Source organism: Streptomyces sp. NPDC013157 (genome assembly GCF_042899865.1).
GTDB lineage: Bacteria > Actinomycetota > Actinomycetes > Streptomycetales > Streptomycetaceae > Streptomyces.
Window position 1 is genome coordinate 23,856 of sequence record NZ_JBIBAK010000022.1, and the last position, 26,406, is coordinate 50,261.

Below are 26,406 nucleotides of genomic sequence, written 5' to 3' on the forward strand. Positions count from 1 at the left end.
CACCCGGTGCCTGAAGGGACCGACCGTCAGGCTGACGGCTTCTTGAACATCCGCGTGGCGGTGATCTCGCTGTGCACGGCCTCTCCGGCCTGCGGCTGCTGCGGCAGCCCGGGCCGGAGATGTTCCTCCACGCTGATGTACTTGAGGCCGGCCCGCAGGTCCGCGTCGTTCCGCAACCGGATGACCAGCGGGAACTCGGCCAGTGCCGTCGTGTCGAACAGCCCGGTCGTGTACAGCAGTTGCACGCCCAGCGCGTCCGACACGGCCCGCTGGAGCTCCAGCAGGTACGTCGCGTTGGCGCGCCCGATGGGGTTGTCGAGGAACAGCGTCCCCGCGTGCCGGTGCTTGTCCCGCCCCCGGTCGTTGGAGCGCAGTGCGGCCATCGTGCAGTACAGGGCGATGGCGGCGGTCAGCAGCTGCCCGCCGGAGAACACGTCCCCCATCTGCCCCACCGGCACCCGCTCGGCGCGCAGTACCGCGTCCGGCTTGAGGATCTCCACGGCGACGCCCTTCGGCTGAAGGGCGGCCGCGACTCCCCGCAGCAGCAGGGACATTCCGTCCCGCCGCAGATCGGAGTTCTTCTTCACGGCGGCCCGGGTCGCCTCGTCGACGACCTCGCCGAGCCGCTCGGTGAGCGTGGCCTGGTCGGGCTCCTCGAAGCGGATGCGGAGGAACTCCTGCCCGGACCACTCGCCGAGCCCCTCGGGCAGCCGGGAGAGCCGCTGGGCGGAGCGCAGGGTCGCCAGCGCGGACTCGACGAGCCCCCGCAGCCGGTCCACGATCGAGTCCCGGTTCCGCTCCAGCTGGGACAGTTCGTCGGTCAGCACCCGCAGCCGGGGTGCGAAGGCGTCCGCCCACTTCTGGGCGTGCTCGGGCAGCGCGGAGGCGGGCAGTTCCCGGATCTGCTGGCGCGCGGGGGTCCGCACCGCCTCGTAACGGGTGGCGTTGGCGTGCCGTACGAGGACGTCGCTCGCCTCACGGACGGCGGACTCGGCGGCGGACAGGTCGCCGGCGCAGCCGCGCAGCGACCTGCGGGCCTCGGCGGCGGACTGCCGGGCCTCCTCCAGGCTGCCGGGGTACGGCTCGGGCTCCTCCTGCTCCTCGTCGGCGGTGTGCTCACGCAGCAGGTCGCGGAGCATGGCGGCGATCTCCTCGAAGCCGCCCGCCGCGTCCTCGGCCGCGCGGTGCGTGTCCAGCAGCTCGGCGTGCGCCTCCCTGGCCTGAGCCAGCGCCTCGGTGCGTGCGGCGAGTTCGGCCGTCGCCGTGCGCAGCAGTGCCTGTGCGTGCTCGGCGTCGCGCGGCCGAAGCTCCTCGGGCAGCTCGGTGTGCGCCTCGCCGTCCTCGGGAGCGTGCCGCTCGGCCTCGCCGCGGAGCCGCCCGAGCTGCTCGCTCGCGGTGGACATGCGGGTCTCCAGGAGCTGCACCAGTTCCTCGGCACGGGCGGCGGCGGCCTGCCGGGAGGGCCCGTCGGAGCCGTCGGGCGACTGCAGCAGCTGCTCCGCACGGGTGCGGACCTTGTTGCTCAGCCGCTCCAGCTCCGCGAGCGCGGCGCTCTCGTCGCTCTCCGCACGGGCCTGCTCGGCGCGCAGATCGGCGCCGACACCGACCTTCTCGTACACCTGCGAGGCGGCCCGGTAGGCCTCGCGCAGGGCGGGCAGCGGGGACGAGGACCCCGGGGCGTCCTCGTCGGTCTCGGGCATGTCGTCGGGGGCGCCGGCGATCTCGGAGCGCTCGGCGCGCAGCGCACGGGCGGTGCGGCGGGCGTCGTCGGCGGCGCGCTGGGCGGCGCGCCGGTCCTCGTCGGCGACGCGGGCGCGCTCCAGGCAGGACTGGGCGCGCGCCTCCGACTCGGTGGCCTCGTCGGCGAGTTCGCGCAACCTGACCTGCCAGCCGGCCCGCTCGCGCAGCCGGAACGCGAGGCCGGCGAGGGCGTCGGCCGCGCGCCGGGCCCGCTGGGCGGCCTCCTGTCGTTCGTCGCGCACCTGCGCGGCCTCGGCGGCGGCCTCCTCGGCCTCCGCCCGCCCGGTCCGGGCCTCGGCCAGCTCGGCCTCGGACTCCTCCGCGAACACCCGCGCGTCCCGGGCCTCCTGCGCGAGCTCCACGAGCCGCCCGGCCGGGCAGCCGGTGCGCCAGGAGGCGAGCCGTGCGGCCAGCTCGCGGTCCTTGCCGAGCCGTGCGGCGAGGATGCGGATCTCCTCGTCCCGCTCGGTGGCCCGCGCGCGCAGCGCCTGCCGCTCCTCGTCGGCGGCGTGCTCGTCGTGCATGGCCGGGTTCGGCGGTACCAGGAACACGTCGCCCGGGGTGGCGTCGGCGGCCGGGGTGGGCGCGAGCAGGGCGGCGGCGGTGCCGACGGCCACGGCCGAGCGGGGCAGCAGGGCCGCCTCGCTGAGCGCCTCGCGGGCGCGGGCGTGCGTGTCGGGGTCGGTGATCACGACGCCGTCGACGAGTTCGGGGCGGGCCGCCAGCACGCGCGCGTGGTCGGCGGGGTCGACGGCCTGGGCGAGGTAGCGCCAGCCCGGCAGTGCGGGGATGCCGTGCTCGCCGAGGAACTCGACGGTGGCCAGCACGTCGGGGCCGGGCGGCAGCAGTCCGCCGTCGCCGAGGGCGCCGAGGATCCGGGAGTCGTCGGCGGCGGCGGTGCGCAGCTCGAACAGGTGCCGCTCGGCGGACCCGACGGCGTCGTCGAGCAGCTCCCGCAACTCGTCCGCGAACCGGTCGAGTTCCTCGGGCACGAGGGTCGTGTGGTGGTCGTCGCCGCCCTCGTGGCGGGGTCGAGGAATGGCGGTGCGGGAGCCGGTGAGGCCCAGTAGTTCGGTGAGCCGCTCCTCCCCGGCGAGGCTCTCGGCCAGGCGCTTCTCGGCGTCGTACGTCCGCTCGGCCGCGGTCGCGGCGTCCGCCGCACGGGCGGCGGTGAGTTCGGCGCGGGACTCGGCGGAGGCCGCCTCTCGCGCGTTCTCGCTCGCTCGGCGGGAGGCCTCACGGGCGGTGTCCCAGGCGGCCACGGCCGTCTTCTCGGCGTCGCTCGCCGCGAGGGCGGCCCTGGCCGGGTCGGCGTCCGGGGCGCTGTCGTCGAGCCAGCCCGCGCGGACCGCCTCTGCGGTCTCCTGCTCGACCTCGCCGAGCCGCTGCCTGAGATGCCCGGTCTCGCTGCGGGCGCGCTGGGCCTCGGTGGCGGCGGAGGTCGAGTCCCGGTACGCGCAGTCGCTGACCTCCTGGAGCGCGGCGGATCGCTCCTCCTCCTCGTTGGCGAGGGTCTCCGCGCTCTCGGCGGCCCCGTGCAGGGCCCGGACCAGTGCGACGGCGGCCTTGGCGCGGGCGGCGAGGGCGGGCGCCGCGTCCCGCTCGGCCTCCTGGATGGCGGCGGCCACCCGCGCGACGCGGTCGGCGGCCGCGCGGTGGCGGAGCACGGCTTCGGCGGCCTGCCAGGCCGAGTGCAGGGTGCGTGCGTCGGCCAGCTCGCGCTTCTGCGCTGCGGCGGACTTCTCGCCGACGGCGAGCGCCAGGGAGGCGTGCCGGTAGGCGAGTTCGGCGGCGATCAGCGAGCTGCGCTCGCGGGCGCCGTCGGTGTGTGTGACGGCGTAGGCGGCGGCCGTGACCCGCTGGGCGAGGTCGGCGGCGCGCACCCGCTCCTGCACGCCTCGCGCGGACAGCCGGCGCGCCAGGTTACGCGTACGGCGTTCGGCGCCCGCGTGGATGTCACGCGCGCGTGACCGTGCCTCCGCGGCTTCCACGATCCGCCCCAGCAGGTCCACCGACCCGGCGGTGAAGTCCCGTTCGGCGATCAGCTCGGCGCGCCGCCCGAGCTTGTTGCCGAAGCCGCCGACCAGGTCGGCGAGTCCGTCGGTGTCCCGGGTGTCGGTCACGGCCCGCAGCAGCAGGTCGGTGAAGTCCGAGTCCTTCTTCACCGCGAACAGGCCGGCGGCTTCGCCCTCGTCGGCGTTCATCTCGCGCTGGTAGCGGAAGAGTTCGGGGTCGAGGCCCAGGTCGCCGAGGTGCTCGATCCAGCGGTCGTGGATCTCCTCCCAGTACACGTCCAGGTGCGGGTACGCCTTGCCCGCCTCGGTGATGGCGTCCCGGAATCCCTTCATGGTGCGCCGCCGCCCCTGGGCCCCGGAGGTGCCCTCCACGGGCTGTCGTACGGCGGTGGACTCGGCGACCGGCAGATTGTCCAGCGAGAGCCCGGGGCCGGGCCGGAACGAGTACCAGGCCTCGGCGAACTTCCGCGGGTCGTTGGAGACCTGCCGCCCCCGCCACTCGCTCGCCTTGCCGACGACCACGCACTCGCCGGTGAGCGTGTGCTGCCACTCCAGGGCGACATGGCCGCAGTCGTCGGCGAGCAGGAACTTGCGCAGCACACCCGAGCTCGCGCCACCGAGGGTGTTCCGGTGCCCCGGCAGCATCACCGAGAAGATCAGCTTGAGCAGCACCGACTTGCCGCCGCCGTTCTCCAGGAAGAGCACGCCTGCGGGCGCGGGCCGGCGCGGCGGGCCGACCGGCTCCTCCTCGAAGAACTCCGCCTGGGTGGGGGCGGGGTCGGGCACGGGCTCGCCCACACCGCGCAGGTCCAGCACGGTGTCGGCGTAGCGCGCACCGGCGGGCCCGATGGAGTAGAGGCGGACCCGGGACAGCTCGTACATGGCGGACTCTCGTAAGACGTGGGAAGAGGGTGGTGACGGCTCGGAAAGGCTTCGGGAACGGCTCAGGAGTGGAACGGCAGACCGGCGTCGGCGACCAGGTCCAGGTCCTCGGTGGCGTCCGCGGGCAGCAGGCTGGCCGTGCCGTCCGTGACCGGGACGACGCCGAGCTCCAGCAGCTCGGCCATGGCGGCGCTGCCGGCCAGGTCCCGTACCTGGAGCTGGTAGCGGGCCGTCGTGCGGTACGTGCCGCCCTGGTCGTCGCCGGTGCGCTGGAGGAACCCGGAGTCGGTGAGGAAGACGACCGCCTTGCCGATGATGCCGGTGGTGGAACCGGCCAGCCGGCGGGCGTCCTTGGTGGCGCCGGTCGCGCTGCGTCTGGCCCAGATCCGCCAGGCGGCCTCCAGCCCGGGCGCGTCGGTGGCCGGGTCGGTGTTCTCTCCCGCCTCCTCGGCCCGCTCCTCCAGCCGCCGGCAGGCCTGCCGGACGAAGGCGTCGACGCCGTTGACGGTGATCCGCCCGATGTAGCCGTCGTCGGCCAGGTCCTCGGGGCGCGGAAACGCCAGCGCGGCGACGGCGAGGTGGGCGAGGCCGTGCAGGAACCGGTCGCTGCCGTCCGCGGACGTACGACGCGCGTAGTCGCCCATGCGCACGGCGAACACCGAGTCCTCGGCGGCGGTCACGGCCATGCCCGCGCGGGGCGACACCTCGAGGACCACCAGCCCCAGACCGGCGGCCACGGCATCGGCGAGCCGCGCGAACGGCGGGTCTTCCCGATAGCGCCGCAGCAGCTCGGCGTACTCCTGATCACGCGCGGGCTGCAGCTTGGGCTGCAGCCCGAAGGCGACGAGCCGAGCCGCGTCGGCGGCATCGGCGGGCGTGACGGCAGCACTCGCCGACGCGACAGCCGCTTCAGCCTCGACGTACTCGCTCACAACGACAACTCCTCGATCTTGAAAACAGGGACGCCCTGGTGCGCCCCTTCAGGGGCGCGGGGCTGTGCTGAATCTGCGACTGCCGCCGCGTGGGCGCGACCAGCCACAACGGACCCGTACCCGGCACACGACATCACGCGGCCTCGGTCCGATCCGCAGCCATCCCCACCGCGTCCAGCAGAGCCGTCCCGACGACGAGATCGGCACCGCCGAAGCCGGGGTCGTCCAACTCCGTACCGTCGTCCACCGCGAACAACAACTTCTGCTCGCCCTGCCGATAGGCGGTACCGACAGCCGGGCTGGCAGCGTGCACCGCCAGGAGAGCAACGAGGTACGCCAGATCCTCGCCCCCCACGCGCCGCGCCTCCGCCAGCAGCCCCGACAACCGCCGCGGCGCGTCGGCCGGAAGGTCCAGCAGCCGCATGGCGTCCGCCAGCTGCTCCTCGCTGAACCGGCTGTCGTCCGGCGTGGCGATGAGGTCCGGCTCCGGCATCTCCGCACCCAGGTGCTCCCGCTCCACCGGCGGCGTCAGCAGTATGTCGACGAGGTCGCCGACCCGCACCGACACCGGCGTCCGCAGCCCGGTCCCGCGCGCGAAGAACGCCCCCGTGACCCGGCTCGCCTGCTCCAGCGGCAGCGGGAGCAGCGGCGCGAGGAGGTGCCCGTACAGGTCCGTCCCCGACGTCGTCATCGGCGTCGCGAACGCCTGCCGGTCCTGCTCGGCGCGGAACAGCGGCCCCGCCTCCAGCAGCCGTGACTGCAACTGGGTGTGCCGGCGGATGCAGTCCTTGACGATGTCGACGAGCTCGGCGGCGCGCCGCTTGTTCTCGGGCTCCTCGGTCTCGTCGCGGGCCTTGCGGATGTTGGTGAGGATCGCGTTCTCGTGCCGGTACCGGTCGGCGACGTGGTCGAGGGCCTCGGCGATCATGTCGGGGACGGCGCTGAGCCAGTCCACCGCGCGGACGTTGCGCCGGGTGGCCTCCAGGGCCCGGCGCAGGCTCTCCGAGTACTGCACGGTCCGGTAGCGGGCCTGCTCCGCGGCGAGCTGGGCGTCGGCGAGCCGGCCGCGGTTGATCAGCACCTCCAGCTTGACCTCGGCGGCGATCTGGGCGCTGGTGACGTCCGTGTCGAGGGCGCCGACGAGGACGTTGACCGCCTCGTCGGTGGTCCGGAGGTACACCGTGCCCCCCGGGCCGGGCACCTCCTCGATGAGCTTGAAGTCGTAGTCCCGGCGGACGTACGAGCCGTCCGGCGCGAAGGTGCCGTACACCGCGCGGAAACCGCGATCGACGCTGCCGACGTTGATCAGGTTCTCCAGGACCCAGCGGGCCACGCGCTCGTGCTCGGCGACGGGGCGGTGCGGGGTCTGGGCGGAGATGCGCGGGATCAGCCGGGCGACGATCTGCTCGTGGTCGGCACCGGTGTCGAAGTCCATGTTCAGGGTGACCAGGTCGATGGCGGAGAGGGCCACCTCGGCCATGCCGTACACCGAGTACTCGCCGGCCAGGTTCGCCTTGCGTGCGTCGAGGTCGTGCAGCGGCGCCGTGCAGGCGAGCGCGCGCAGCCGGCGCGCCAGCCCCTCGTCGGCGGCCGGGCCCGGTGCGGGGCGCGGCCCCGCGCTGAGCTGGGGCGGCACGCTGTCCGTCGATGCAGGCGAAGTCACGGTGCACAGACTAGGTCCTGGGTCTGACATCGGCCCAAACGACGCGGAGCGGCCCCGCCGGGAGCGCCGGTTAACTGCAGGTGGTGTGTCAGAGTGCGGGTCGTCTGTGGCTGGTCGCGCAGTTCCTACCCCCAGCGCCCCTGACGGGGCGCAGAACCTTGCGGGGCGCCCAGACTTACGGGGCGCTGTCCACTCGGCGTCGGTAGACCTCCACCACTCGTTCCAGGGAGTCCGTGAGGTAGGTCTCAAGCAGGCGTTCCGCCCCGCCCCTGTCACCGTCCTGGAGCGACTCGAGGATCTCCCGGTTGCGGGCCAGGTACGGCTCGTGCAGGGCGCGGGGGTCGTCGACCACGTGGAAGGCGAGGCGGAGTTCCGCGAAGACGCTGCGCATCAGTTCGTCGGTGCGTTCGCTGGCGGCCAGGGCGACCAGTTCCCGGTGGAAGTGGATGTTGGCCGTACCCACTGCTTTCCAGTCATCCGCGGCGGCCGCCGACCGTCCCGCGGTGACCGCCGCCGACAGGCTCTCCAGGGCGTACGGCGGGTCGCCGAGACCGCGCACGACGGCGCACTCGACGAGGGCGCGGGTGCGGTAGATGTCCTCGACGTCCTCCACGGTCAGGACCCGGACGAAGACGCCCCGGTTGAGTTCGTGGACCAGCAGGCGCTCGTGGGTGAGCAGCCGGAACGCCTCGCGCAGGGTGTTGCGCGAGACACCGAGTGCACCGCCGATGCCGTCCTCCGACAGGCGGGTGCCTGGCGGGAAGTAACCGTCGGCGATGCGGCTCCTGAGGATGTCGGAGACCCGTTCCGCGGTGCTGGTCCGCCCGAGGAGGGCGCGGTCGTCGGCCAGTCCCGTCAGCTGCTCTGCCATGCCCGGAATTCAACCGCAGACACAGGAACGAAACAACGTGGGTATTGAAGGATCGTTGAACGATCCTCTACGGTGCTCATCACGCTCACCTTCGTACGGCCGTCGAAGCGGCCGTTGGTACGGCCCCGCACTGCTCAGTCCCCGCACCCTCCGTCCCTCATCTGCGAGGTGCCCATGAGCACGACTCCTCCACCGCAGGCCCTGCCGTCCGACACGCATCCGGGCAGGGGTGAACGCACCGCCGAGGACGGCGCGTTCGGCTGGCTGCGCGCCCTAGGTCCGCGCGGCCGGCGTGCGTTCGCCGGAGCTTTCGGCGGATATGCCCTGGATTCATACGACTACTTCACCCTGCCGCTGAGCATGGTCGCGCTCGCGGCGTACTTCGGCCTGGACAGCGGCCAGACCGGCCTGTTCACCACCGTCACCCTGGTGGTCTCCGCGGTCGGCGGCGCCGCGGCGGGCGTGTTCGCGGACCGGGTCGGCCGGGTCCGCGCGCTGATGATCACGGTGATCACCTACGCGGTCTTCACCGTGGCCTGCGGCTTCGCACCCAACTACGAGACCCTGCTGGTGTTCCGCGCGCTCCAGGGCCTCGGCTTCGGCGGCGAGTGGGCGGTCGGCGCGATCCTGGTCGCCGAGTACGCGAGCGCCCGCCACCGCGGCCGCACGCTGGGCGCCGTCCAGAGCTCCTGGGCCGTCGGCTGGGCGCTCGCCGCGATCGTGTACACGCTGGTCTTCTCGTTCGTCGGCGACGACCTGGCCTGGCGGGTGATGTTCTGGACCGGCGCGCTGCCCGCGCTCCTCGTGGTGTGGCTGCGCCGCCGGGTGCACGACGCCCCGCAGGCGGTCGCGGTACGCGAACAGAGCCCGCAGCGCGGCTCGTTCGCCGCCATCTTCCGGCCGGGCACGGCCGACGCCCCCGGTCTGCTGCGCACCACGGTCTTCGCGGGCCTGCTGTCCACGGGTGTCCAGGGCGGCTACTACACGCTGGCCACCTGGATCCCGACGTACCTGAAGACCGAGCGCGGCCTGTCGGTCGTCGGTACCGGCGGCTACCTGACCTTCCTGATCTCGGGAGCGTTCCTCGGCTACCTCACCGGCGGCCACCTCACCGACCGGCTGGGCAGGCGCCGCAACATCTGGCTGTTCGCGGTGCTGTCGGCGGTCTGCGTGCTGGCGTACGCGAACATCCCGGGCGGCGCCGACACGTTGCTCCTGGTGCTCGGTTTCCCGCTCGGCTTCTGCATGTCGGCGATCTTCAGCGGCTTCGGTTCGTACCTGAGCGAGCTGTACCCGACGGCGGTGCGCGGCACCGGCCAGGGCTTCACATACAACGCGGGCCGCGCGGTGGGCGCGGTCTTCCCGACCCTGGTGGGCTTCCTGGCCGACAGCTGGGGCGTGGGCGGCGCGCTGGTCTTCGGCGCGGCCGGTTACGCGCTCGCGGCCCTGGCCCTGTTCGGACTGCCGGAGACGCGCGGAAAGGAACTGGCGTGAACACTGCGGAAGACCACGTTCTCGCTCTGGCCACGGAGGACCGCCCGGTCGTCCTCGTCGACGAGCACGCGCACGCGTGGAGCCCGAGAAGCGCCCGGGCCCGTTTCCGGGAGGGCCTCACCGGCCCCACGGCCGGGGTAGCGGCCGGCCACACGCAGGCAAACCTGATCTCGGTGCCCGCCGACTGGGCGTACGACATGCTGCTGTTCTGCCAGCGCAATCCGAAGCCCTGTCCGGTGCTCGACGTCACCGACGCCGGTGCGACCGGCACCGAACTGGCGGAGGGCGCGGACCTGCGCACCGACCTGCCGCGCTACCGGGTGTGGCGGGACGGGGAGTTGGTGGACGAGCCGACGGACGTGCGCGCGTACTGGCGGGACGACCTGGTGTCGTTCCTGCTCGGGTGCAGCTTCACGTTCGAGTGGGCGCTGGCCGGTGCCGGGGTGCCGATACGCCATGTCGAGCAGGGCCGGAACGTGCCCATGTACGTGACCACCCGGCCGTGCCGCCCGGCGGGACGGCTGCGCGGGCCGATGGTGGTGTCCATGCGCCCGGTCCCGCCGCAGCATCTGTCGACCGCGATCCGGGAGAGCAGTCTGCTCCCGGCGGTGCACGGCGGGCCCGTACACTGCGGCGATCCCTCCGCGCTCGGCATCGCCGATCTCGGCCGGCCCGACTTCGGCGACCCGGTGGACGCCGCCCCGGACGACATCCCGGTCTTCTGGGCCTGCGGGGTGACTCCGCAGGCGGCGGTCATGGCCTCCCGGCCGCCGTTCGCCATCACACACGCGCCGGGTCAGATGTTCATCAGCGACGCCCGCGACGAGCAGTACCGCGTGGCCTGACAGGAGAGACAGCGCATCCATGACCTCGATCGACCTGAACGCCGACCTGGGCGAGGGCTTCGGCCGCTGGCGGCTCACCGACGACGAGCAGCTGCTGTCCGTCGTGACCAGCGCCAATGTGGCCTGCGGCTTCCACGCCGGGGACGCGGCGACCATGCGGCGGGTGTGCGAGCTGGCGGCCGGGCGCGGGGTGACGATCGGCGCCCAGGTGTCCTACCGGGACCTGGCGGGGTTCGGGCGGCGCGCGATGGACGTGCCGCCCGCCGAGCTGGCGGCCGAGGTGGCCTACCAGATCGGCGCCCTGGAGGTCTTCGCCCGGGCCGCCGGCGCACGTGTGGCGTACGTGAAGCCGCACGGCGCGCTCTACAACCGGGTCGTGCACGACGAGGAGCAGGCCGCCGCGGTGGTCGACGGCGTGCTTCTCGCGGAAGCGTCGCTGCCCGTCCTGGGACTGCCCGGTTCCCGACTGCTCGCGCTGGCGGGAAAGGCGGGGCTGCCGACGGTCACGGAGGCCTTCGCGGACCGCGCGTACACCGACGAAGGGACGCTTGTCCCGCGCGGGCGGGAGGGCGCGGTGGTGAGCGACCCGGAGGCGGTCATGGAGCGCTCGGTGGAACTGGCGCGCTCCGGCGCGGTCACCTCGCACTCCGGCACGCGCATCGCGGTGCGCGCCCGCTCGCTCTGTCTGCACGGCGACACCCCGGGCGCCGTGGAACTGGCGCGCAGGGTGCGTGCGCGGCTCACGGCGGCGGGCGTGACCGTGGCGGCCTTCGCATGAGCACGAGCACAAGCACGAACGTGGGCGTGAGCACGGGCACGAACGTGGGCGCAAGCGTGAACGTGAGCACGAGCCCGCGGGAGGCCACGCCCGAAGCCACGCCCCTGACGGTCCACCCGGTCGGCGACGACGCCCTCCTCGTCGAGGTCGGCTCCGGCGCACAGGCCCAGGCCCTGCACGCCGAGTTGCTGCGCCGCCGCGCGGACGGCTCGCTGAGGGTCCGCGAGATTGTGCCCGCGGCCCGCACGGTCCTGCTCGACGGCCTCGACGACCCGGCCGGCCTGGCCGCCGAACTGGCCTCCGCCGTGGTCCCGCCCGCTCCCCCACGCGCGCGTGCGGCGATCGAGCTGCCCGTGCGCTACGACGGCCCGGACCTCGCCGAGGTCGCCGCCCACTGGCGGGTTCCCGAGCGGGAGGTGGCCCGCATCCACTCGGGCGCCGAGTTCACGGTCGCCTTCTGCGGCTTCGCGCCCGGCTTCGGCTACCTCACCGGGCTGCCCGCCCGCTACGACGTGCCGCGCCGGGCCACCCCGCGCACCGCCGTGCCCGCGGGCGCGGTGGCGCTGGCCGGGCCGTACACCGGTGTGTACCCGCGTTCCTCGCCGGGAGGCTGGCAGTTGATCGGGACGACGGAGGCGGTGCTGTGGGACCACGCGCGCGTACCGGCCGCGCTGCTGACGCCGGGGACGCGCGTGCGGTTCGTGCCGGTGGGGGACGTATGACCGACCGTGCGCTCGTCGTCGTACGGGCCGGTGCGCTGACCACCGTGCAGGACCGGGGGCGGCCCGGACACGCGCACCTGGGGGTGCCCCGCTCCGGGGCACTCGACGCACCCGCCGCGGCGCTCGTCAACCGGCTGACCGGGAACGCACCGGACGCGGCCGTGCTGGAGACGACGCTCAACGGGTGTGCCGTGCGGCCGCGTTCGACGGTCGTGGTGGCGGTCGGCGGCGCGCCGTGCTCCGTCACGGTGGGCGGGCGTCCGGCGGCCTGGGGCGCGCCCGTCGTGGTTCCGGCCGGGGAACTGCTGGACGTGGGCACGGCCCGTTCCGGCGTACGGAGTTACGTGGCCGTCTCCGGTGGGATCGCCGTGGAGCCGGTGCTCGGCAGCCGGTCCACCGACCTGCTCTCCGGGCTCGGTCCCGCGCCGCTGGCGGACGGCACGGTGCTGCCGGTGGGCGCACCCGTGGGACCGCACGCGCGCGGGGACGTCGTACCGCAGCCGTCCCCGCCGGCGGAGCTCGTGCTGCGGGTGACGCTGGGCCCGCGGGCCGGCTGGTTCACGCCGGAGGCCGTCCGGGCGTTCACCTCGCGCGCGTACCGCGTGTCGTCGGCGAGCAACCGCATCGGGCTGCGCACGGAAGGGCCCGCCCTGGGACGGGCCCGTACCGGTGAACTCCCCAGCGAGGGCATGGTCCTCGGTGCCGTGCAGGTACCGCCGGACGGCCGTCCGGTGGTGTTCCTGGCCGACCATCCGACCACCGGCGGATATCCGGTGATCGCGGTGGTCCGCGCCGCCGACCTCCCGGCGGCGGGCCAGGCGGTCCCGGGCATCCCGGTCCGCTTCGTGGCCGTGCGCCGTCGCTGACCCGCCGGGGCGGCCTCGCCCGGTGCCGTCGTCCGTATGACCTCGTCGTCCTCACGCGGCGTCGGCGGGCCGCTCCGGCGGCTGGAGGGCGGCCAGCGCGGCGGAGACCGCGGCGGACGCGCTCAGGTCCAGGCGGGCGCTGGTGCCCCTGCGGCGGTGCCGCATCTCGTCGACGGCCAGCCGCAGCAGCTGGGGCAGCAGGTCGCGGCAGCGCCTGATCACCCAGGCGGTGCCGGCCGTGGCCAGCCAGAGGAGACTCGCCTTCTTCGTCGGCGGCGGGTACTCGGGCTCGGGGGACGGCGCCGTCCCCGTCGCCATGCCCAGCGGGGCGAGCAGGGCGTGGAAGCGGACGGCGAGCTGCCGGTGCCCGCGCTCGCACGGGTGCAGCCGGTCCGCGCTCCACATCTCGCGGTCGGTGAGCCAGGCGCCCTCCGACGCGTGCAGGTGGACGGCCCCGTACCGCTCGGACAGGGCGTGCACCACCGCGTTGACCGCACGCCCCCGGCGGGCCAGCGGGCGGGCCAGGGCGCCCGGGAGTCCCCACATCGCACCGGGGTCGGGCAGGCACGCCGTGAGCAGGGTCGCGCCCTGCTCGGTCAGGGCCGCGTAGACCTTGTCGAGCCGTTCGGCCACCGCGTGGATGTCGAACGTGCAGCGCAGGGTGTCGTTGACGCCTATGACGACGGCGACGATGTCGGGACGCAGTTCCAGCGCGGCCGGGGTCTGGCGTTCCAGCACGTCCCGGGTCTGCGCCCCGCTGACCGCGAGGTTGGTGAACTCCACCTCCTTCGCGGCGAGTCCGCCGGCCAGTAGCGCGGCCCAGCCGCGCCACCCGTCGCCGGCGGGGTCGCCCACGCCCTCGGTCAGCGAGTCCCCGAGCGCCACGAAACGAACCGCTCTCATGCCACGCCCTCCGGCACGACACGACGGACCGGTGCCGTCGTTCCGCTCTCGTCACGACGGAACAGCACCGGCGCGTCGTGCGCGGCGAGGAACGCCTCCACCGCCGTTCCCCAGCCGAAGCACTCCGCACGCGCGCGTGCGGTTTCCCGGCGTGCGGCGGCGGGCCGCTCCAGGAGCATCTCCACGGCGTCGGCGAACGCCTCGCCGCGGTCGGCCGCGGTGGCCCCGGCGGCTCCGATCACCTCGGGGAGCGCGGAGGAGGCGCTGGCGACCACGGGCGTCCCGCAGGCCATGGCCTCCAGGGCGGCGAGCCCGAACGTCTCCGCGGGTCCGGGCGCCAGGGCGACGTCGGCGGACGCCTGCAGCGCGCCCAGGCTGTCCCGGTCGGAGACGTGCCCCAGGAAGGTGACCGGCAGCCTGCGCTCCCGCACCCGCTGCTCCAGCCGCTCCCGCAGCGGCCCGTCGCCGGCCACGACCAGGATCACCCGGCGGCCGCGCCGTACCAGCGCCTCCACTGCGTCGATGGCGGTGCCGGGCCGCTTCTCCACGGACAGCCGCGAGCACATGACGAGCAGTGCCTCGTCCTCGCGCGCGTACCGGGCCCGCAGGTCGAGGTCGCGCAGCGAGGGGTGGCGGCCCACCAGGTCGACGCCCAGGGGGGCACGTACGACGTTGCGGGCGCCGATGCGGATGAACTCGCGCTCGGCGAACTCGGTGGTGCACACCACGCGCGCGTAGGTGTGCGCCGTACGGATGTTGAGCGCGTCCGCGGTGCGCCGGGACATGTTCTCGGACATGCCCCAGGTGCGCAGGACCCCGTCGGCGGTCTCGTGGGAGACCATCACGGCGGGGACCCGGGCGCGCCGGGCCCAGCGGCCGGTCCAGCGCAGGGTGGTGCGGTCGGACACCTCCAGGCGGTCCGGGGCGAGGTGCTCCAGGAGGGTCTGCACCCGCTTCTTGTCGACGAGGACGCGGTAGCCGCCGGTGCCGGGCAGCAGCGGGCCGGGCAGCGTGATGACGCGGCCCTGCTCCTCGTCCCGGTCCGAGTAGCGCTCCCCCGGCACGATCAGGACCGACTCGTGCCCGGCCGCCACGAAGCCCTTGCCGAGTTCGCGCAGGGCGGTGCGCAGACCGCCGGAGGCGGGGGCGACGAAGTTGGCCAGCCGGACGATGCGCAGCGGGCCGGGCGAGGTGACGCTCATGCCGCCACCACCGGTCGGCGCGCCGCGAGCACGTCCTCGTAGTGGCCGATCAGCTGGTCGCCGACGGCGGCCCAGGTGCGGCCCTCGACCGTGGTCCGCGCCGCGTGGCCGAACGCGGCCCGCATCCCGGGGTCGGCGACGAGCGAGGCCACCGCCTCCCGGACGGCACCGGCGTCGCGCGGCGGGACCAGGAACCCGGTGCGGCCGTGGTCGACCAGGTCGATCGGGCCGCCGACGGCGGGTGCGACGACCGGGACGCCACTGGCCATGGCCTCCTGGACGGTCTGGCAGAACGTCTCGAAGGGGCCGGTGTGCGCGAAGACGTCGAACGAGGCGAAGATCCGGGCGAGGTCGTCGCCAGTGCGGCGGCCGAGGAAGACCGCGCCGGGCAGGGCCTCGGTGAGGTGGGCCTGGGCGGGTCCGTCGCCCACGATCACGACCTTCACTCCCTCCAGGCCGCAGACCCCGGCGAGGAGTTCGACCTGCTTCTCGGGGGCGAGACGGCCGACGTAGCCGACGATGACCTCGCCGTTCGGGGCGATCTCGCGGCGCAGGGCCTCGTCGCGGAACTCGGGACGGAAGCGGACGGTGTCCACGCCGCGCTGCCACAGCTGGATCCGGGGCACGCCGTGCGCCTCCAGGTCGCTGATCGAGGCGGTGGACGGGGCGAGGGTGCGGTCGGCGGCGCCGTGCACGGACCGGATCCGCCGCCAGGCGGCGGCCTCGCCGGCGCCCACGTAGGTGCGGGCGTATCCGGCCAGGTCGGTCTGGTAGACGGCGACGGCCGGGATGCCGAGCCGGGCGGCGGCGGCCATGCCGCGGACGCCGAGGATGAAGGGGCTGGCCAGGTGCACCACGTCGGGGCGGTGCTCGATCAGGGCGGCGGCGAGCTTGCGGCTGGGGAGAGCCACGCGGACCTGGGGATAGCCCGGGAGCGGAAGGGAGGGGACGTGGACGACAGGGCAGGGCGCGGCGGCCGCGGCGAGCCTGTTTCCGGGGGCGGGAGCCGGAGCGACGACGAGGGGAGCGTGACCGCGATCGACGAGGTGTCGGGCGGTCTGGAGCGCGCAGTGGGCCACGCCGTTCACATCGGGGGGAAAGGATTCGGTCACGATGACGACACGCATACCGGTGTTGTCGCCGCGCCGGACGTGGCCGCGTCAAAGTGGATCTTTCCGATTGTTAAACGTCCCATGAGCGTTGCCCTGCACACCCGAGCGGGCCAACCGGCGTCCATGCTCGGCTGACCGGGCGGTCACCGATTGTTCACCCGGCGGGCGGTCGTCCGCGTATGGAACGTGTACGGGATCCCCCGTGGTTCCCGTGGTGAAACAGTTGCCGGTTGCAGTGATATGTCACATGGCGGTCGCGTCCGGTCCGATACGGCTGCGTACGGCCGTCTGCACCTCCGCCTCCTCGGCGGGGTCGGCGGCGAGCCGGCGGAGCTGTTCGACGACCCGGGCGTCACCGGTCTCGGCGTGCCGGGCGGCGAGTTCGCGGGTGGTCTCCTCGCAGTCCCACAGGCATTCGACGGCGAAGCCGGTGGCGAAAGAGGGGTCGGTGGCGGCCAGGGCGCGGGCGGCGCGGCCACGGAGGTGGGACGAGGCGGTCTCGCGGTACACGTGGCGCAGGACGGGGGCGGCGCAGACGATGCCGAGGCGTCCGGTGCCGTCCACGAGGGTCCAGAGCGTCGGCGCGTCCGGGCCTTCGCCGCGTACGGCCTCCCTCAGCGCGGCGAGGACCAGTTCGCTGTCCTTGGTTCCGCCCCGGCAAGCCAGCATCCGGCCGGCGGCGGCGCCGAGGGCGTCGGGCCGGCGGGCCCAGCCGCGGGCGCGTTCGACGGCGGCGATACTGCGCATGCGTTCGAAGGCGTCGACGGCGGCCTCCACAACGGTGGCCGTGCCGTCGGCCACGGCGACCTCGATCAGGTTCAGCGCGTCGGGGTCGTTGCTGTCGGCGAGGTAGCGCAGGGCGGTGCAGCGGGCTCCGTCGGTGCCGTCCTTGGCGGCCTGGACGATCTCCGGCCGGTCCTCGGGGCCGGCGACGGCGACCAGGCAGCGGGCGGCCGGCACATGGAGCGCCGCGCCCCGCTCGACGCCCTGCTGGGCCCATTCGAAGACGGCCCGCACGCTCCACCCCGGGCGGGGCCCGGCAGGTCGCATCTGGCGCTGCCAGCGGTCGAAACAGCCGGTCTCCTGCGCGGCACGCACGCGCGTGGCGATCGGTTCGCGGGGATCCTCGGCCCACAGCCGCCAGGGCCGTGGTTCGAACGCGTCCCGTACAGCGGCGGCCAGTTCGGCCTCGCCCTCGGCGTCCGTGGTGAAACGCGCCAGCACCGGGGCGGCGAGGGCGCGCAGGCCCGCGTCGTCGTCGCGCAGCGCCAGCTCGTCCAGGGCCCAGGCCCAGTTGGCGCCGGTCGCGGCGTACCTGCGCAGCAGTTCGAGCGCGTCCCGCCTGCCGTAGGAGGCGAGGTGCCCGAGCACGGCCAGAGCGAGGCCCGTGCGGGACTCCTCGGTGTCGAGGACGTCCTCGGGGTCGAAGAGGTGCGCCTCGATGGCGTCCAGCTCGCCGTGCAGGTCGAGGTAGAGCCGGGCGTAGTACAGGGAGCGGTTCTCCACCTGCCAGTCGTGGCGGGGGTCGTGGAGCACACAGTGGTTCAGCGCCGCGAGCGCTTCGGCGCGCGGGGCGGTGAGCGCGTGCAGCGTGCCGTCGCCACGGCCCCGCTGAAGCAGGCCGAGCAGCGTGCCGCTGGGCGCTATGACCGGATCGAACATGGGAAACAGCCTCACATCAAGCGTCGACGCAACCGGAGAACACGCACTACCTGGCCGCGTGACACAACGTCGGAGCGCCCGCCGTCTCTTGCTTGCTGTAGACCATCTCTCTCTGCCTCTCGTCAGTGGCCCATGCGGGCCGCATCACGGCCCGCGCGGTGCGGCAACACCTGCCCAGCCATCGCGTCCGTGAATCACGACGTCATGATGACTCGGCACTTCGACCTGCCGCGACCGAAATTTCGGCGGCCCTGTACCGCCTCCCCCGTTTTGTGTGTTTTAGCTGGTCAGAACAGATGGGTCAGGAGGTGCCGAACAGTTCCAGAACCTCCACCTTGCCGAACATCCGTGCGGTGTCGACGGCCGACGGAGTGCCCGCCGCCGGGTCCGCACCGGCCTCCACCAGCACCTTGACCACATCCGTCTCGCCCTTGAAGACCGCTCCGGCGAGTGGCGTCTGACCTCGGTCGTTGACCCGGTCCGCCTCGGCGCCCCGGGCGAGCAGCTCACGCACCGCCTCGGCGTGGCCGTGGTAGGCGGCGAGCATCACGAGGGAGTCGCCGCGGTCATTGGTGAGGTTGGCCGGAACGCCCGCGTCGACGTACGCCACGAGCTCCTCGGTCCGCCCCTGCCGGGCCAGATCGAAGATCTTGGTCGCCAGCTCCACGACCTCGGGGTCGGGGGCTTCGCTCATCGGCCGGACCGCCTCTCCTGTGCGCTGCGGGGACTATCGCGGACTGGGGGAGCGTACGGCAACGGGCGGGCCGCAGAGCCGTACGAGTGAATCGCCAGCGTACTGGCTCAGGGGGCACATGACCGGATCTGCCCGAGGTAAAGATCACCGCAACCCCGCCGGACGATCGCATTCCCACGCCGGAAGGCGGTCAGCCCGGCCGATGCAGAACAGGGACGATCCACCAAATGAGTGAAATAAGCCCGGTTTCACCCATTTACACCTTTAATAGTATGGATACCTGCTGTGATCCTGGAAGAACTCATGGTGACTGTCCCCCTTCGACACCAGGAGATCTCACATGATCCTCTCCATCTCAGGCGTCATCGTGCTCGGCATCGTCGTCTTCCTCTTCTTCCGCAAGGACGGACTGAAGCCGTCGCACGCCACGGTCTCGGCGCTCTTCGGCTTCTATCTCGCCAGCACGGCCATCGCACCGAGCATCAAGGCAGGCGGCGAGAGCCTGGCGAGCCTGCTCGGCGGCATCAAGTTCTGATGCCGCACCCGCCCGTACGCACCGTGAGGAGACAGCAGTGGCCCGGCGCCCTCTCCCCCGCATTCTGAGCAACGGCGGCGCGCAGCTCGCCCGGAGCCGGGAGCTGGCCCGGACGGCCGCCGACAGCGCCACCGACGTCCTCCACCCGCTCATCACCGTGACCCGCGGGCTGAGCCGGCTGGCCTCGGCCGGGCGGCGCAGATGGGCGGAGACACCCAAGGACAAGCGTGGGCCGCTGCTGTTCCTGGCGGCCTCCGTCGTCCTGGTCGTGGCGCTGGTGCCGTACGGGCCGCTGCTCGCCGTCATCACCCTGATGGCGGCGAGCGCCTGGCAGGGCCGTGACCGCGCCCCGTCCCCGCCGGAGGGCCCCGACGAGTCGCAGACCCAGCGGCTCCAGTCCCTGTACGAGGCCCTGGTGCCGTACTTCTCGGCCGCCGAGGACCCGGCGCCGCTGTACGCACACGGCGGGGAGTGGGACAAGGCCTTCCTCGCGCACGAGTTCGACGACGCGGGCCGCCTCGGCCAGCTGCTGCTCCGCTATCCCGCGTACTTCCCGGACGGCGAGCCCCAGGCCCGCGCGCGGATCGAGAACCTGCTCACCGCGAAGTCCGGGCGAGGCCGCGAGTACCACTTCGCGTGGGACGAAGAGGGCAACCGGCTCACGGTGACCGTCCTCGCCCCGCTGCCCACCGACATCGCCGCCCAGCGCTTCGTCACCGCGCCGGGCGAGACGGTCCTGGGGTTCACCGACCCCAGCGAGGTCCAGCGCACGCTCCCGCTCGGGTACGGCGACGAGCAGCGTGACGTACCGCCGGTCGTCTGGCGCACCGGCGTCCGTTCCACCGAACCGCACCTGCTGGTCATGGGCCGCCCCGGCAGCGGTACCTCGACCCTGCTGCGCTCCATCGCCCTGCAGGCCCTCCAGTACGGCGACGTCCTCATCGTCGAGGGCGGCGGCACCGGCGAGTACATGTGCCTCGCCGGGCGCGACGGGGTCCTGGCCGTGGAGTGCGGGCTCGGCGGGGCACTGGCCAGCCTGGAGTGGGCCGCGAACGAGACGGAGCGGCGGCTCATCGCCCTCAGCCGCGCACGCCAGGCGGGCCATCCGCCGCCGGACGACTGCCGGCGGCCGCTGTGGATCCTCCTCGACCGCCCGAGCGCCTTCGTCCACCTGGCCTCGGCGGACGGCCAGAAGGACCCGCAGGCCCTCCTCCAGGCCCCCCTCCGGCACGGCCGCGCGGCCAACGTCACCGTGGTGGTCGCCGAACAGCTCGACAGCGCGGACGTGTTGAGCGAGGCGGTGCGACAGCACGCACGCGCGCGTGTCGTCCTGGGACCGGCGCTGCCGGACGAGCTGGCGGCTGCGCTGGGGGCCCCGCCGCACACGACACCGCTGGCCCAGGTGCCGCCGGGGCGGGGGTACGCGCGGCTGGGGCACGGGCCGGTGCTGCGGCTTCAGGTGCCGGCGACTCCGGATCCGTACGACGACGCGACGAGCGAGGTCGACCGCGAGGCGGTGCTGGCGTTGCTGCCGCCGCGGAGCGGGGTGGTGGAGCAGGCGGCACCTCTGGAAGCCGCGATCGCCGAGGGCTGAGGTGGGGGTGGGGACGCTCACCGGCGCTTGCCGGGTGCCTCCCCCAGCCTTCGGCCGGGGGAGGAACTGCGCGACCGGCCCCCGCCGACCCGCGGCCCAAGAACCACCCCGCCGCTACGCCACAAAAGTCCGCGGCGCCTCGCCGTTCCCCCCACTCGCCCCCGACTCCACCAACCGCGCCGCCGCCGCCAGCCGCGCCGCCGCTTCGTCCGCCACCGCTCCCCCCACGGTGAACGGAAGGCGTACATAGCCCTCGAAAGCCCCGTCGACCCCGAACCGCGGCCCCGAGGGCACCCGCACTCCCACCCGCTCCCCCGCCTCCGCCAGCCGGGAGCCGGACAGTCCCCCCGCCCGGACCCACAAGGTCAGACCGCCCTTCGGCACCTCGAACTCCCAGGCCGGCAGCTCCCGCCGGATCGCTCTCAGCAGGGCGTCCCGGTTCTCCCGCGCCTGCGCCCGGCGCAGGTCGACAGCCTGCTCCCAACCGCCCGTGCTGAACAGCCAGTTCACCGCCAGTTGCTCCAGCACCGGCGTCCCCAGGTCGGCATAGGCCCGCGCGGCGACCAGGCTGCGGATCACGTCGGGAGCCGCCCGTACCCAGCCGATGCGCATGCCCGCCCAGAAGGCCTTGCTCGCGGAGCCGACCGTGATGACGGTCGAGCCCGCCGGGTCGAAGCCGCAGACCGGGCGGGGCATCTCCACGTCGTCGTCCAGCCACAGCTCGCTCATCGTCTCGTCGGCGACGAGCACCGTGCCCGCCGAGCGGGCCGCGTCCACCAGCCGACGACGCTGGTCCTCGTCGGCGAGCGCCCCCGTGGGGTTGTGGAAGTCGGCGACGACGTACGCGATCCGGGGCGCCGCCTCCCGCAGGACCTGGCGCCAGCGGTCCATGTCCCAGCCCGACAGCCCCTCGGCCATCGCGACGGGGACGAGGCGGGCGCCCGCCTCCCGCATCAACTGGAGGATGTTGGCGTACGACGGCGACTCGACCGCGATGCGTTCACCGCGCCCGCCGAAGAGATGGCAGATGGCGTCGATCGCGCCCATCGCACCCGTCGTGACCATGATCTGCTCGGGCATGGTCGGGATCCCGCGCGCGGTGTAGCGCTCCGCGATCATCGAGCGCAGGACCGGGAGGCCGGCCGGATAGTCGCCGTGGGTGTGGGCGTACGGCGTGAGCTCCTCCAGGGCGCCCTGGACCGCACGGGTCAGCCAGGGCTCGGGCGCCGGCAGGGCGGCGGTGCCGAGGTCGATCAGCGAGCCGAGGGCCTCGGGGGGCAGTGGTTCGAGGCCGCGGGCGGGGAGCGGGTTGCCCGCCGGAACGGCGGTCCAGCTGCCGGCGCCCCGCCGGGACTCCAGGAACCCCTCCGCGCGCAGCGCCTCGTACGCCGCCGCCACGGTCGTACGGCTCACGGACAGGGAGAGCGCCAGTTCGCGTTCGGCGGGCAGCCGGGCGGCGACCGGGACGCGCCCTTCGAGCACCAGCAGCCGGACCCCGTCGGCGAGCGCGCGATAGGCGGGCGGACGCCGGGTGCCGGGACCGGCAGGGCGCTCCTGCTGCGAGCTGAGCAGCCGGGCGAGCTGCGCGGCACCCACCGCCGAGGTCCACTGCGCCATGAGAATCAGTCCACCTTCCCCGAATTGGCCATGGATGGCTTTCTCCCCCGAGCCACAGAGTGACACGGGTCAGGCCACCTTCACCACCAGGGGGTATCTCTTGTCCACGCAAGGCCGTCTCGGGCGGCGGTTGATCCAGCTCTACGTGGGACTCACGCTGTACGGCGTGAGTTCCGCGCTGCTCGTGGAGGCCGGCCTCGGGCTGGAGCCCTGGGGCGTGCTGCACCAGGGGCTCGCGGGGCACACCGGGCTGAGCATCGGCACGGTGTCGATCGTCGTGGGGGCGGTCGTACTGCTCCTGTGGGTCCCGCTGCGCCAGCGGCCGGGCCTCGGCACGGTCTCCAACGTCTTCGTCATCGGCCTCGCCATGAACGCCGCCCTCGCCGTCCTGCCCGAGGCGCACGCGTTCGCCGTACGGATCCCGCTGATGGCGGCCGGCATCGTGCTCAACGGGGCGGCGACCGGGCTGTACATCGCGGCGAGCTTCGGACCGGGCCCCCGGGACGGTCTGATGACGGGGCTGCACCGGCGTACCGGCCGTTCGATCCGGCTCATCCGGACGGCGATCGAGGTCGCGGTGGTCGTCAGCGGGTTCGCGCTCGGCGGAACCGTCGGCGTCGGCACCCTGCTCTACGCCGTGTCCATCGGCCCCCTCGCGCAGCTGTTCCTGAAGGTGTTCGCCGTCCCGGCGGCATCCGGTCGCAGCACGGTCGTTGCCACGGGGTCACCCGGGCGCGCGATACTGCGCAAGTGAGCACGCTGACACGCCACCCGTACCTGGACCACCCCGGCCCCATCGCCTTCGCCCATCGGGGCGGGGCCGCGGACGGTCTGGAGAACACCGTGGCGCAGTTCCGGCGCGCGGTCGAACTCGGCTACCGGTACATCGAGACCGATGTGCACGCCACGGCCGACGGCAAGCTGGTCGCCTTCCACGACGACACCCTGGACCGGGTCACCGACGGGGCCGGCCGGATCGCCGACCTGCCCTGGGAGGACGTACGGCACGCGCGCGTGGCCGGCCGCGAGCCGCTCCCCCTCTTCGAGGAGCTGCTCGAGGAGTTCCCGGACGTCCGCTGGAACGTGGACGCCAAGGCGGAGCCGGCCCTGCGGCCGCTCCTCGACCTGATCGAGAAGACGGACTCCTACGACCGGGTCTGCGTCGGCTCGTTCTCGGAGGCACGGGTGCTGCGGGCGCAGCGGCTGGCCGGGCCGCGCCTGGCCACCTCGTTCGGCACCCGGGGCGTGGTCGGGCTGCGGCTGCGCTCCTGGGGACTGCCCGCCGCGGTGCGCCGGTCGGCGGTGGCCGCCCAGGTGCCCGAGTCGCAGTCGGGGGTCCCGGTGGTCGACCGGCGCTTCGTGCGCGCCGCCCACGCCCTCGGGCTGCACGTCCACGTGTGGACCATCAACGAACCCGAGCGGATGCACCGGCTCCTGGACCTCGGCGTCGATGGCATCATGACCGATCACATCGACACGTTGCGTGAGGTCATGCAGAAGCGCGGCGTCTGGTTCTGAGGCGCGCGGGCGGTACTGCTGCGGGAAAGGCGAGGGCACGGGTGGGCACCGAAACCGTGCGGAGGGGGGTCTTCGACGAGGCCACCGAGCTGCGGCGCGAACAGCGCGGCTGGTACTTCTACGACTGGGCGTGCTCGGTCTACTCGACGAGTGTCCTCACCGTGTTCCTCGGCCCGTACCTCACGTCGGTCGCCGACCACGCGGCGGACGCCGACGGCTATGTACACCCGCTCGGCATCCCGGTCCGGGCGGGCTCCTTCTTCGCCTACTCGGTCTCCTTGTCGGTGATCCTGGCGGTCGTGCTCATGCCCCTGGTGGGCAGCGCGGCCGACCGTACCGGCCGCAAGAAGCAGCTGCTCGGCGTGGCCGCGTACACCGGGGCCGCGGCGACGACGGGCATGTTCTTCCTGGACGGCGACCGCTATCTGCTCGGCGGGCTGCTGCTGATCGTCGCGAACGCCGCCCAGTCCGTCGCCCTGATGCTCTACAACTCCTACCTCCCCCAGATCGCCCCGCCCGAGGAGCGCGACACCATCTCCTCCCGGGGCTGGGCCTTCGGCTACGCGTCGGGCTCACTGGTACTGATCGTCAACCTGGTCCTCTACTCCGCGCACGACTCCTTCGGCCTCTCCGAGACCGAGGCGGTCCGCGTCTGCCTGGCCGCGGCGGGCCTGTGGTGGGGCGCCTTCACCCTCGTACCGCTGCGACGGCTGCGCGACCGGGGCGGCCGGGCGGCCGAGGCGGCGGCGCCGGGGCTGCGTCAACTCGCGGCGACGGCCCGGGACATGCGCCGCCATCCGTTGACGCTCTCCTTCCTGCTGGCCTACCTCATCTACAACGACGGCATCCAGACCGTGATCTCCCAGGCGTCCGTCTACGGCTCGGAGGAGCTCGGGCTCGGCCAGTCGACGCTCATCGGCGCCGTCCTGATGGTGCAGGTGCTGGCCGTGGCGGGCGCACTGACGATGGGACGGCTGGCCAGGACGTACGGGGCGAAACGCACCATCCTGGGATCGCTGGTGGCATGGACGGTGACGCTGGCGGCCGGGTACTTCCTGCCGGCCGAGGCACCCGTGTGGTTCTTCGCCCTCGCGGCCGGCATCGGTCTCGTCCTCGGCGGCAGCCAGGCCCTGTCCCGCTCCCTGTTCTCCCATCTCGTACCGCCCGGGAAAGAAGCCGAGTACTTCGCGGCGTACGAGATGAGCGATCGGGGGATGAGCTGGCTGGGACCACTGTTGTTCGGGATCACCTACCAGCTGACCGGGAGCTACCGCTCGGCGATCATCTCGCTGGTGGCGTTCTTCGTCATCGGGTTCGCGCTGCTCGCGCGGGTGCCGGTGCGTCGGGCGATCGGCGAGGCCGGCAATCCGGTTCCGCAGAAGATCTAGCAGGAAGATTTAGCGTTCAACGCGGAAGGGCGGTAGTGTACGCGTTTGGCCTGCCAGGCGTACCGTTACTGCGCGTCAAAGATACCGAAACGCTGGGTGACATCTGCTAGCAGATGTGACAAACCGGGCGCTGGTGGGTACAACAAGGGGCGGCTACGACGGCGACGCATGACCCGGAACGGGAATCTTTACCGCCGACCGGACGTTGACCGGATGACGACGACAGCGACACCTGTCCTGTGGGCGACAAGCCCGGGAGGCACGATTCATGAGTGAGCGAGCTCTTCGCGGTACGCGCCTCGTGGTGACCAGCTACGAGACGGACCGCGGTATCGACCTGGCCCCGCGCCAGGCCGTGGAGTACGCATGCGAGAAGGGGCACCGGTTCGAGATGCCCTTCTCGGTCGAGGCGGAGATCCCGCCGGAGTGGGAGTGCAAGGTCTGCGGGGCCCCAGCACTCCTCGTGGACGGCGACGGCCCTGAAGAGAAGAAGGCCAAGCCCGCGCGTACCCACTGGGACATGCTGATGGAGCGGCGCACCCGTGAGGAGCTCGAAGAGGTCCTTGAGGAGCGTCTCGCGGTTCTGCGTTCCGGGGCGATGAACATCGCGATTCACCCCAGGGACAGCCGCAAGTCCGCATAGGTCCTTGCAGTTCCGTCCAACGGAAGCCGACACAACGACCGAGGGCGCCGCACGTTCACAGAACGTGCGGCGCCCTCGGTCGTTCCGGGTGCGGGCGCACTCACCGTGTCAGCGGTGGCCGCTCCCCCGCCGGCTCGTCACCCGGCCGGGGGACGTCGTTGCGGATGACCTCGCCCTGGACGACCTTTCCGTCCGGGCGGTGCATGCGGGCCTGCTGGAAGGCGTTGCCGAGGGTGCCGGGGGCGGCGGCGCGGAGTTTGCTGTCGAGGGTGCGTTCCGCGATACGCGAGACCGCCTTCTGCACCGGGGGGAGCAGGAGCAGCAGGCCGAGGGCGTCGGAGACCAGGCCGGGGATCATGAGGAGCAGGCCGCCCAGCATCATCAGGCCGTTGCCACCGCCGCGCTCCGGGGAGCCGCCGCGCTGGATCGCCTCGTTGAGGCTCCGGAAGGCCCGCCGGCCGGCCCGCTTGATGACCACGGAACCGGCGACGAAACCCGCCACCAGCAGCAGGAACACGGTCATGCCGCCCGCCGCGCCCGCGACCACCGTCAGCAGCCAGATCTCCAGCACCAGCCACACCGCGAGACCCAGCGGCAGGTATCTGCCGAGCCGGGAGCGGCGGGGCCGGGTGGTGTGCGGAGGGGTCTGCGCGCCAGTCGTCATGCACCCAGTGTGCCTGGGCCCGGCTCAGTGCGGCATAAGGGGATGATCAACCGGAACTGTGAGCTT

23 protein-coding genes are annotated in these 26,406 nt (G+C 73.3%); 12 read left to right on the top strand and 11 right to left on the bottom strand.

Features of this window, described 5'->3' with window-relative positions; genetic code table 11:
* Positions 1 to 26: 26 nt before the first annotated feature.
* From ACFY6U_RS44785 to ACFY6U_RS44800, 4 genes are all read right to left on the bottom strand, one after another.
* On the bottom strand, positions 27 to 4,637 hold the full coding sequence (locus ACFY6U_RS44785) for a hypothetical protein (RefSeq protein WP_390047854.1): 4,611 nt from the start codon (positions 4,635 to 4,637) through the stop codon (positions 27 to 29).
* A 62-nt stretch (positions 4,638 to 4,699) separates the two neighbouring features.
* Positions 4,700 to 5,569, bottom strand: coding sequence for a hypothetical protein (locus ACFY6U_RS44790; RefSeq protein WP_390047856.1), 870 nt, complete (start codon positions 5,567 to 5,569; stop codon positions 4,700 to 4,702).
* Positions 5,570 to 5,702: 133 nt separating this feature from the next.
* Entirely contained in the window at positions 5,703 to 7,232 is a 1,530-nt protein-coding gene (locus ACFY6U_RS44795; RefSeq protein WP_390047857.1) for a hypothetical protein, read from the bottom strand.
* A 175-nt stretch (positions 7,233 to 7,407) separates the two neighbouring features.
* Entirely contained in the window at positions 7,408 to 8,103 is a 696-nt protein-coding gene (locus ACFY6U_RS44800) for a GntR family transcriptional regulator (RefSeq protein WP_390047859.1), read from the bottom strand.
* Positions 8,104 to 8,277: 174 nt separating this feature from the next.
* Here ACFY6U_RS44800 and ACFY6U_RS44805 point away from each other — a divergent pair, with 174 nt between their 5' ends.
* The 5 genes from ACFY6U_RS44805 (at position 8,278) to ACFY6U_RS44825 (ending at position 12,808) form a co-directional block, all read left to right on the top strand.
* Positions 8,278 to 9,597, top strand: a complete 1,320-nt coding sequence (locus ACFY6U_RS44805) for an MFS transporter (protein WP_390047860.1) — start codon at positions 8,278 to 8,280, stop codon at positions 9,595 to 9,597.
* Complete coding sequence (locus tag ACFY6U_RS44810; protein ID WP_390047861.1) at positions 9,594 to 10,442, top strand: putative hydro-lyase; 849 nt, start codon at positions 9,594 to 9,596, stop codon at positions 10,440 to 10,442. Before ACFY6U_RS44805 ends, ACFY6U_RS44810 begins: the two co-directional genes overlap by 4 nt.
* Before the next feature lie 19 nt (positions 10,443 to 10,461).
* The gene (locus ACFY6U_RS44815; protein ID WP_390047863.1) at positions 10,462 to 11,220 is read left to right on the top strand and encodes a LamB/YcsF family protein; all 759 of its coding nucleotides are present in this window, start codon (positions 10,462 to 10,464) and stop codon (positions 11,218 to 11,220) included.
* Between the two features lie 104 nt (positions 11,221 to 11,324).
* Positions 11,325 to 11,942: an allophanate hydrolase subunit 1 gene (locus ACFY6U_RS44820; RefSeq protein WP_390048139.1), complete on the top strand. Its 618-nt coding sequence runs from the start codon at positions 11,325 to 11,327 to the stop codon at positions 11,940 to 11,942.
* Positions 11,939 to 12,808: a biotin-dependent carboxyltransferase family protein gene (locus ACFY6U_RS44825; protein ID WP_390047865.1), complete on the top strand. Its 870-nt coding sequence runs from the start codon at positions 11,939 to 11,941 to the stop codon at positions 12,806 to 12,808. Before ACFY6U_RS44820 ends, ACFY6U_RS44825 begins: the two co-directional genes overlap by 4 nt.
* A 51-nt stretch (positions 12,809 to 12,859) precedes the next feature.
* Here ACFY6U_RS44825 and ACFY6U_RS44830 read toward each other — a convergent pair whose 3' ends face one another.
* Genes ACFY6U_RS44830 through ACFY6U_RS44840 form a run of 3 tightly spaced genes read right to left on the bottom strand, consistent with a single transcriptional unit; the run spans position 12,860 to position 16,040 of the window.
* Positions 12,860 to 13,711, bottom strand: coding sequence for an SGNH/GDSL hydrolase family protein (locus ACFY6U_RS44830; protein WP_351492284.1), 852 nt, complete (start codon positions 13,709 to 13,711; stop codon positions 12,860 to 12,862).
* Positions 13,708 to 14,913 carry a glycosyltransferase gene (locus ACFY6U_RS44835; protein ID WP_390047867.1) on the bottom strand — a complete coding sequence of 402 codons (1,206 nt, stop codon included), beginning with the start codon at positions 14,911 to 14,913 and terminating at the stop codon, positions 13,708 to 13,710. The genes ACFY6U_RS44830 and ACFY6U_RS44835 overlap by 4 nt, the downstream gene beginning before the upstream one ends.
* Positions 14,910 to 16,040 carry a glycosyltransferase family 4 protein gene (locus ACFY6U_RS44840; protein ID WP_390047869.1) on the bottom strand — a complete coding sequence of 377 codons (1,131 nt, stop codon included), beginning with the start codon at positions 16,038 to 16,040 and terminating at the stop codon, positions 14,910 to 14,912. Before ACFY6U_RS44840 ends, ACFY6U_RS44835 begins: the two co-directional genes overlap by 4 nt.
* Between ACFY6U_RS44840 and ACFY6U_RS44845 the strand changes: the two genes are divergently transcribed.
* Entirely contained in the window at positions 15,942 to 16,160 is a 219-nt protein-coding gene (locus ACFY6U_RS44845; RefSeq protein WP_390048149.1) for a hypothetical protein, read from the top strand. The two genes, ACFY6U_RS44840 and ACFY6U_RS44845, sit on opposite strands and share 99 nt — an antisense overlap.
* A 108-nt stretch (positions 16,161 to 16,268) precedes the next feature.
* Here the strand turns inward: ACFY6U_RS44845 and ACFY6U_RS44850 are convergent, their stop codons facing one another.
* Both ACFY6U_RS44850 and ACFY6U_RS44855 read right to left on the bottom strand, forming a co-directional pair.
* Positions 16,269 to 17,687: a HEAT repeat domain-containing protein gene (locus tag ACFY6U_RS44850; protein WP_390047871.1), complete on the bottom strand. Its 1,419-nt coding sequence runs from the start codon at positions 17,685 to 17,687 to the stop codon at positions 16,269 to 16,271.
* Between the two features lie 301 nt (positions 17,688 to 17,988).
* On the bottom strand, positions 17,989 to 18,381 hold the full coding sequence (locus ACFY6U_RS44855; RefSeq protein ID WP_351492292.1) for an ankyrin repeat domain-containing protein: 393 nt from the start codon (positions 18,379 to 18,381) through the stop codon (positions 17,989 to 17,991).
* Between the two features lie 340 nt (positions 18,382 to 18,721).
* Here ACFY6U_RS44855 and ACFY6U_RS44860 point away from each other — a divergent pair, with 340 nt between their 5' ends.
* Both ACFY6U_RS44860 and ACFY6U_RS44865 read left to right on the top strand, forming a co-directional pair.
* Positions 18,722 to 18,916 carry a hypothetical protein gene (locus tag ACFY6U_RS44860; protein ID WP_189268091.1) on the top strand — a complete coding sequence of 65 codons (195 nt, stop codon included), beginning with the start codon at positions 18,722 to 18,724 and terminating at the stop codon, positions 18,914 to 18,916.
* 37 nt (positions 18,917 to 18,953) lie between these two features.
* On the top strand, positions 18,954 to 20,510 hold the full coding sequence (locus ACFY6U_RS44865) for a hypothetical protein (RefSeq protein ID WP_390047874.1): 1,557 nt from the start codon (positions 18,954 to 18,956) through the stop codon (positions 20,508 to 20,510).
* 114 nt (positions 20,511 to 20,624) lie between these two features.
* On the opposite strand, the gene ACFY6U_RS44870 is transcribed toward ACFY6U_RS44865, so the two are convergent.
* Positions 20,625 to 22,127, bottom strand: a complete 1,503-nt coding sequence (locus ACFY6U_RS44870) for a PLP-dependent aminotransferase family protein (RefSeq protein WP_390047876.1) — start codon at positions 22,125 to 22,127, stop codon at positions 20,625 to 20,627.
* A 100-nt stretch (positions 22,128 to 22,227) separates the two neighbouring features.
* On the opposite strand from ACFY6U_RS44870, the gene ACFY6U_RS44875 reads away from it, so the two are divergent.
* From ACFY6U_RS44875 to ACFY6U_RS44890, 4 genes are all read left to right on the top strand, one after another.
* Positions 22,228 to 22,881, top strand: a complete 654-nt coding sequence (locus tag ACFY6U_RS44875; protein ID WP_390047878.1) for a YitT family protein — start codon at positions 22,228 to 22,230, stop codon at positions 22,879 to 22,881.
* A complete protein-coding gene (locus tag ACFY6U_RS44880) occupies positions 22,878 to 23,645 on the top strand; it encodes a glycerophosphodiester phosphodiesterase (RefSeq protein ID WP_390047880.1) in 768 nt (255 codons plus the stop codon). The genes ACFY6U_RS44875 and ACFY6U_RS44880 overlap by 4 nt, the downstream gene beginning before the upstream one ends.
* Positions 23,646 to 23,686: 41 nt before the next feature.
* Positions 23,687 to 25,033, top strand: a complete 1,347-nt coding sequence (locus tag ACFY6U_RS44885; RefSeq protein ID WP_390047882.1) for an MFS transporter — start codon at positions 23,687 to 23,689, stop codon at positions 25,031 to 25,033.
* Positions 25,034 to 25,301: 268 nt separating this feature from the next.
* Positions 25,302 to 25,676: an RNA polymerase-binding protein RbpA gene (locus ACFY6U_RS44890; protein ID WP_351492306.1), complete on the top strand. Its 375-nt coding sequence runs from the start codon at positions 25,302 to 25,304 to the stop codon at positions 25,674 to 25,676.
* A gap of 100 nt (positions 25,677 to 25,776) precedes the next feature.
* On the opposite strand, the gene fxsA is transcribed toward ACFY6U_RS44890, so the two are convergent.
* Positions 25,777 to 26,340, bottom strand: a complete 564-nt coding sequence (gene fxsA / locus ACFY6U_RS44895; RefSeq protein WP_390047884.1) for an FxsA family membrane protein — start codon at positions 26,338 to 26,340, stop codon at positions 25,777 to 25,779.
* Positions 26,341 to 26,406 lie beyond the last annotated feature (66 nt).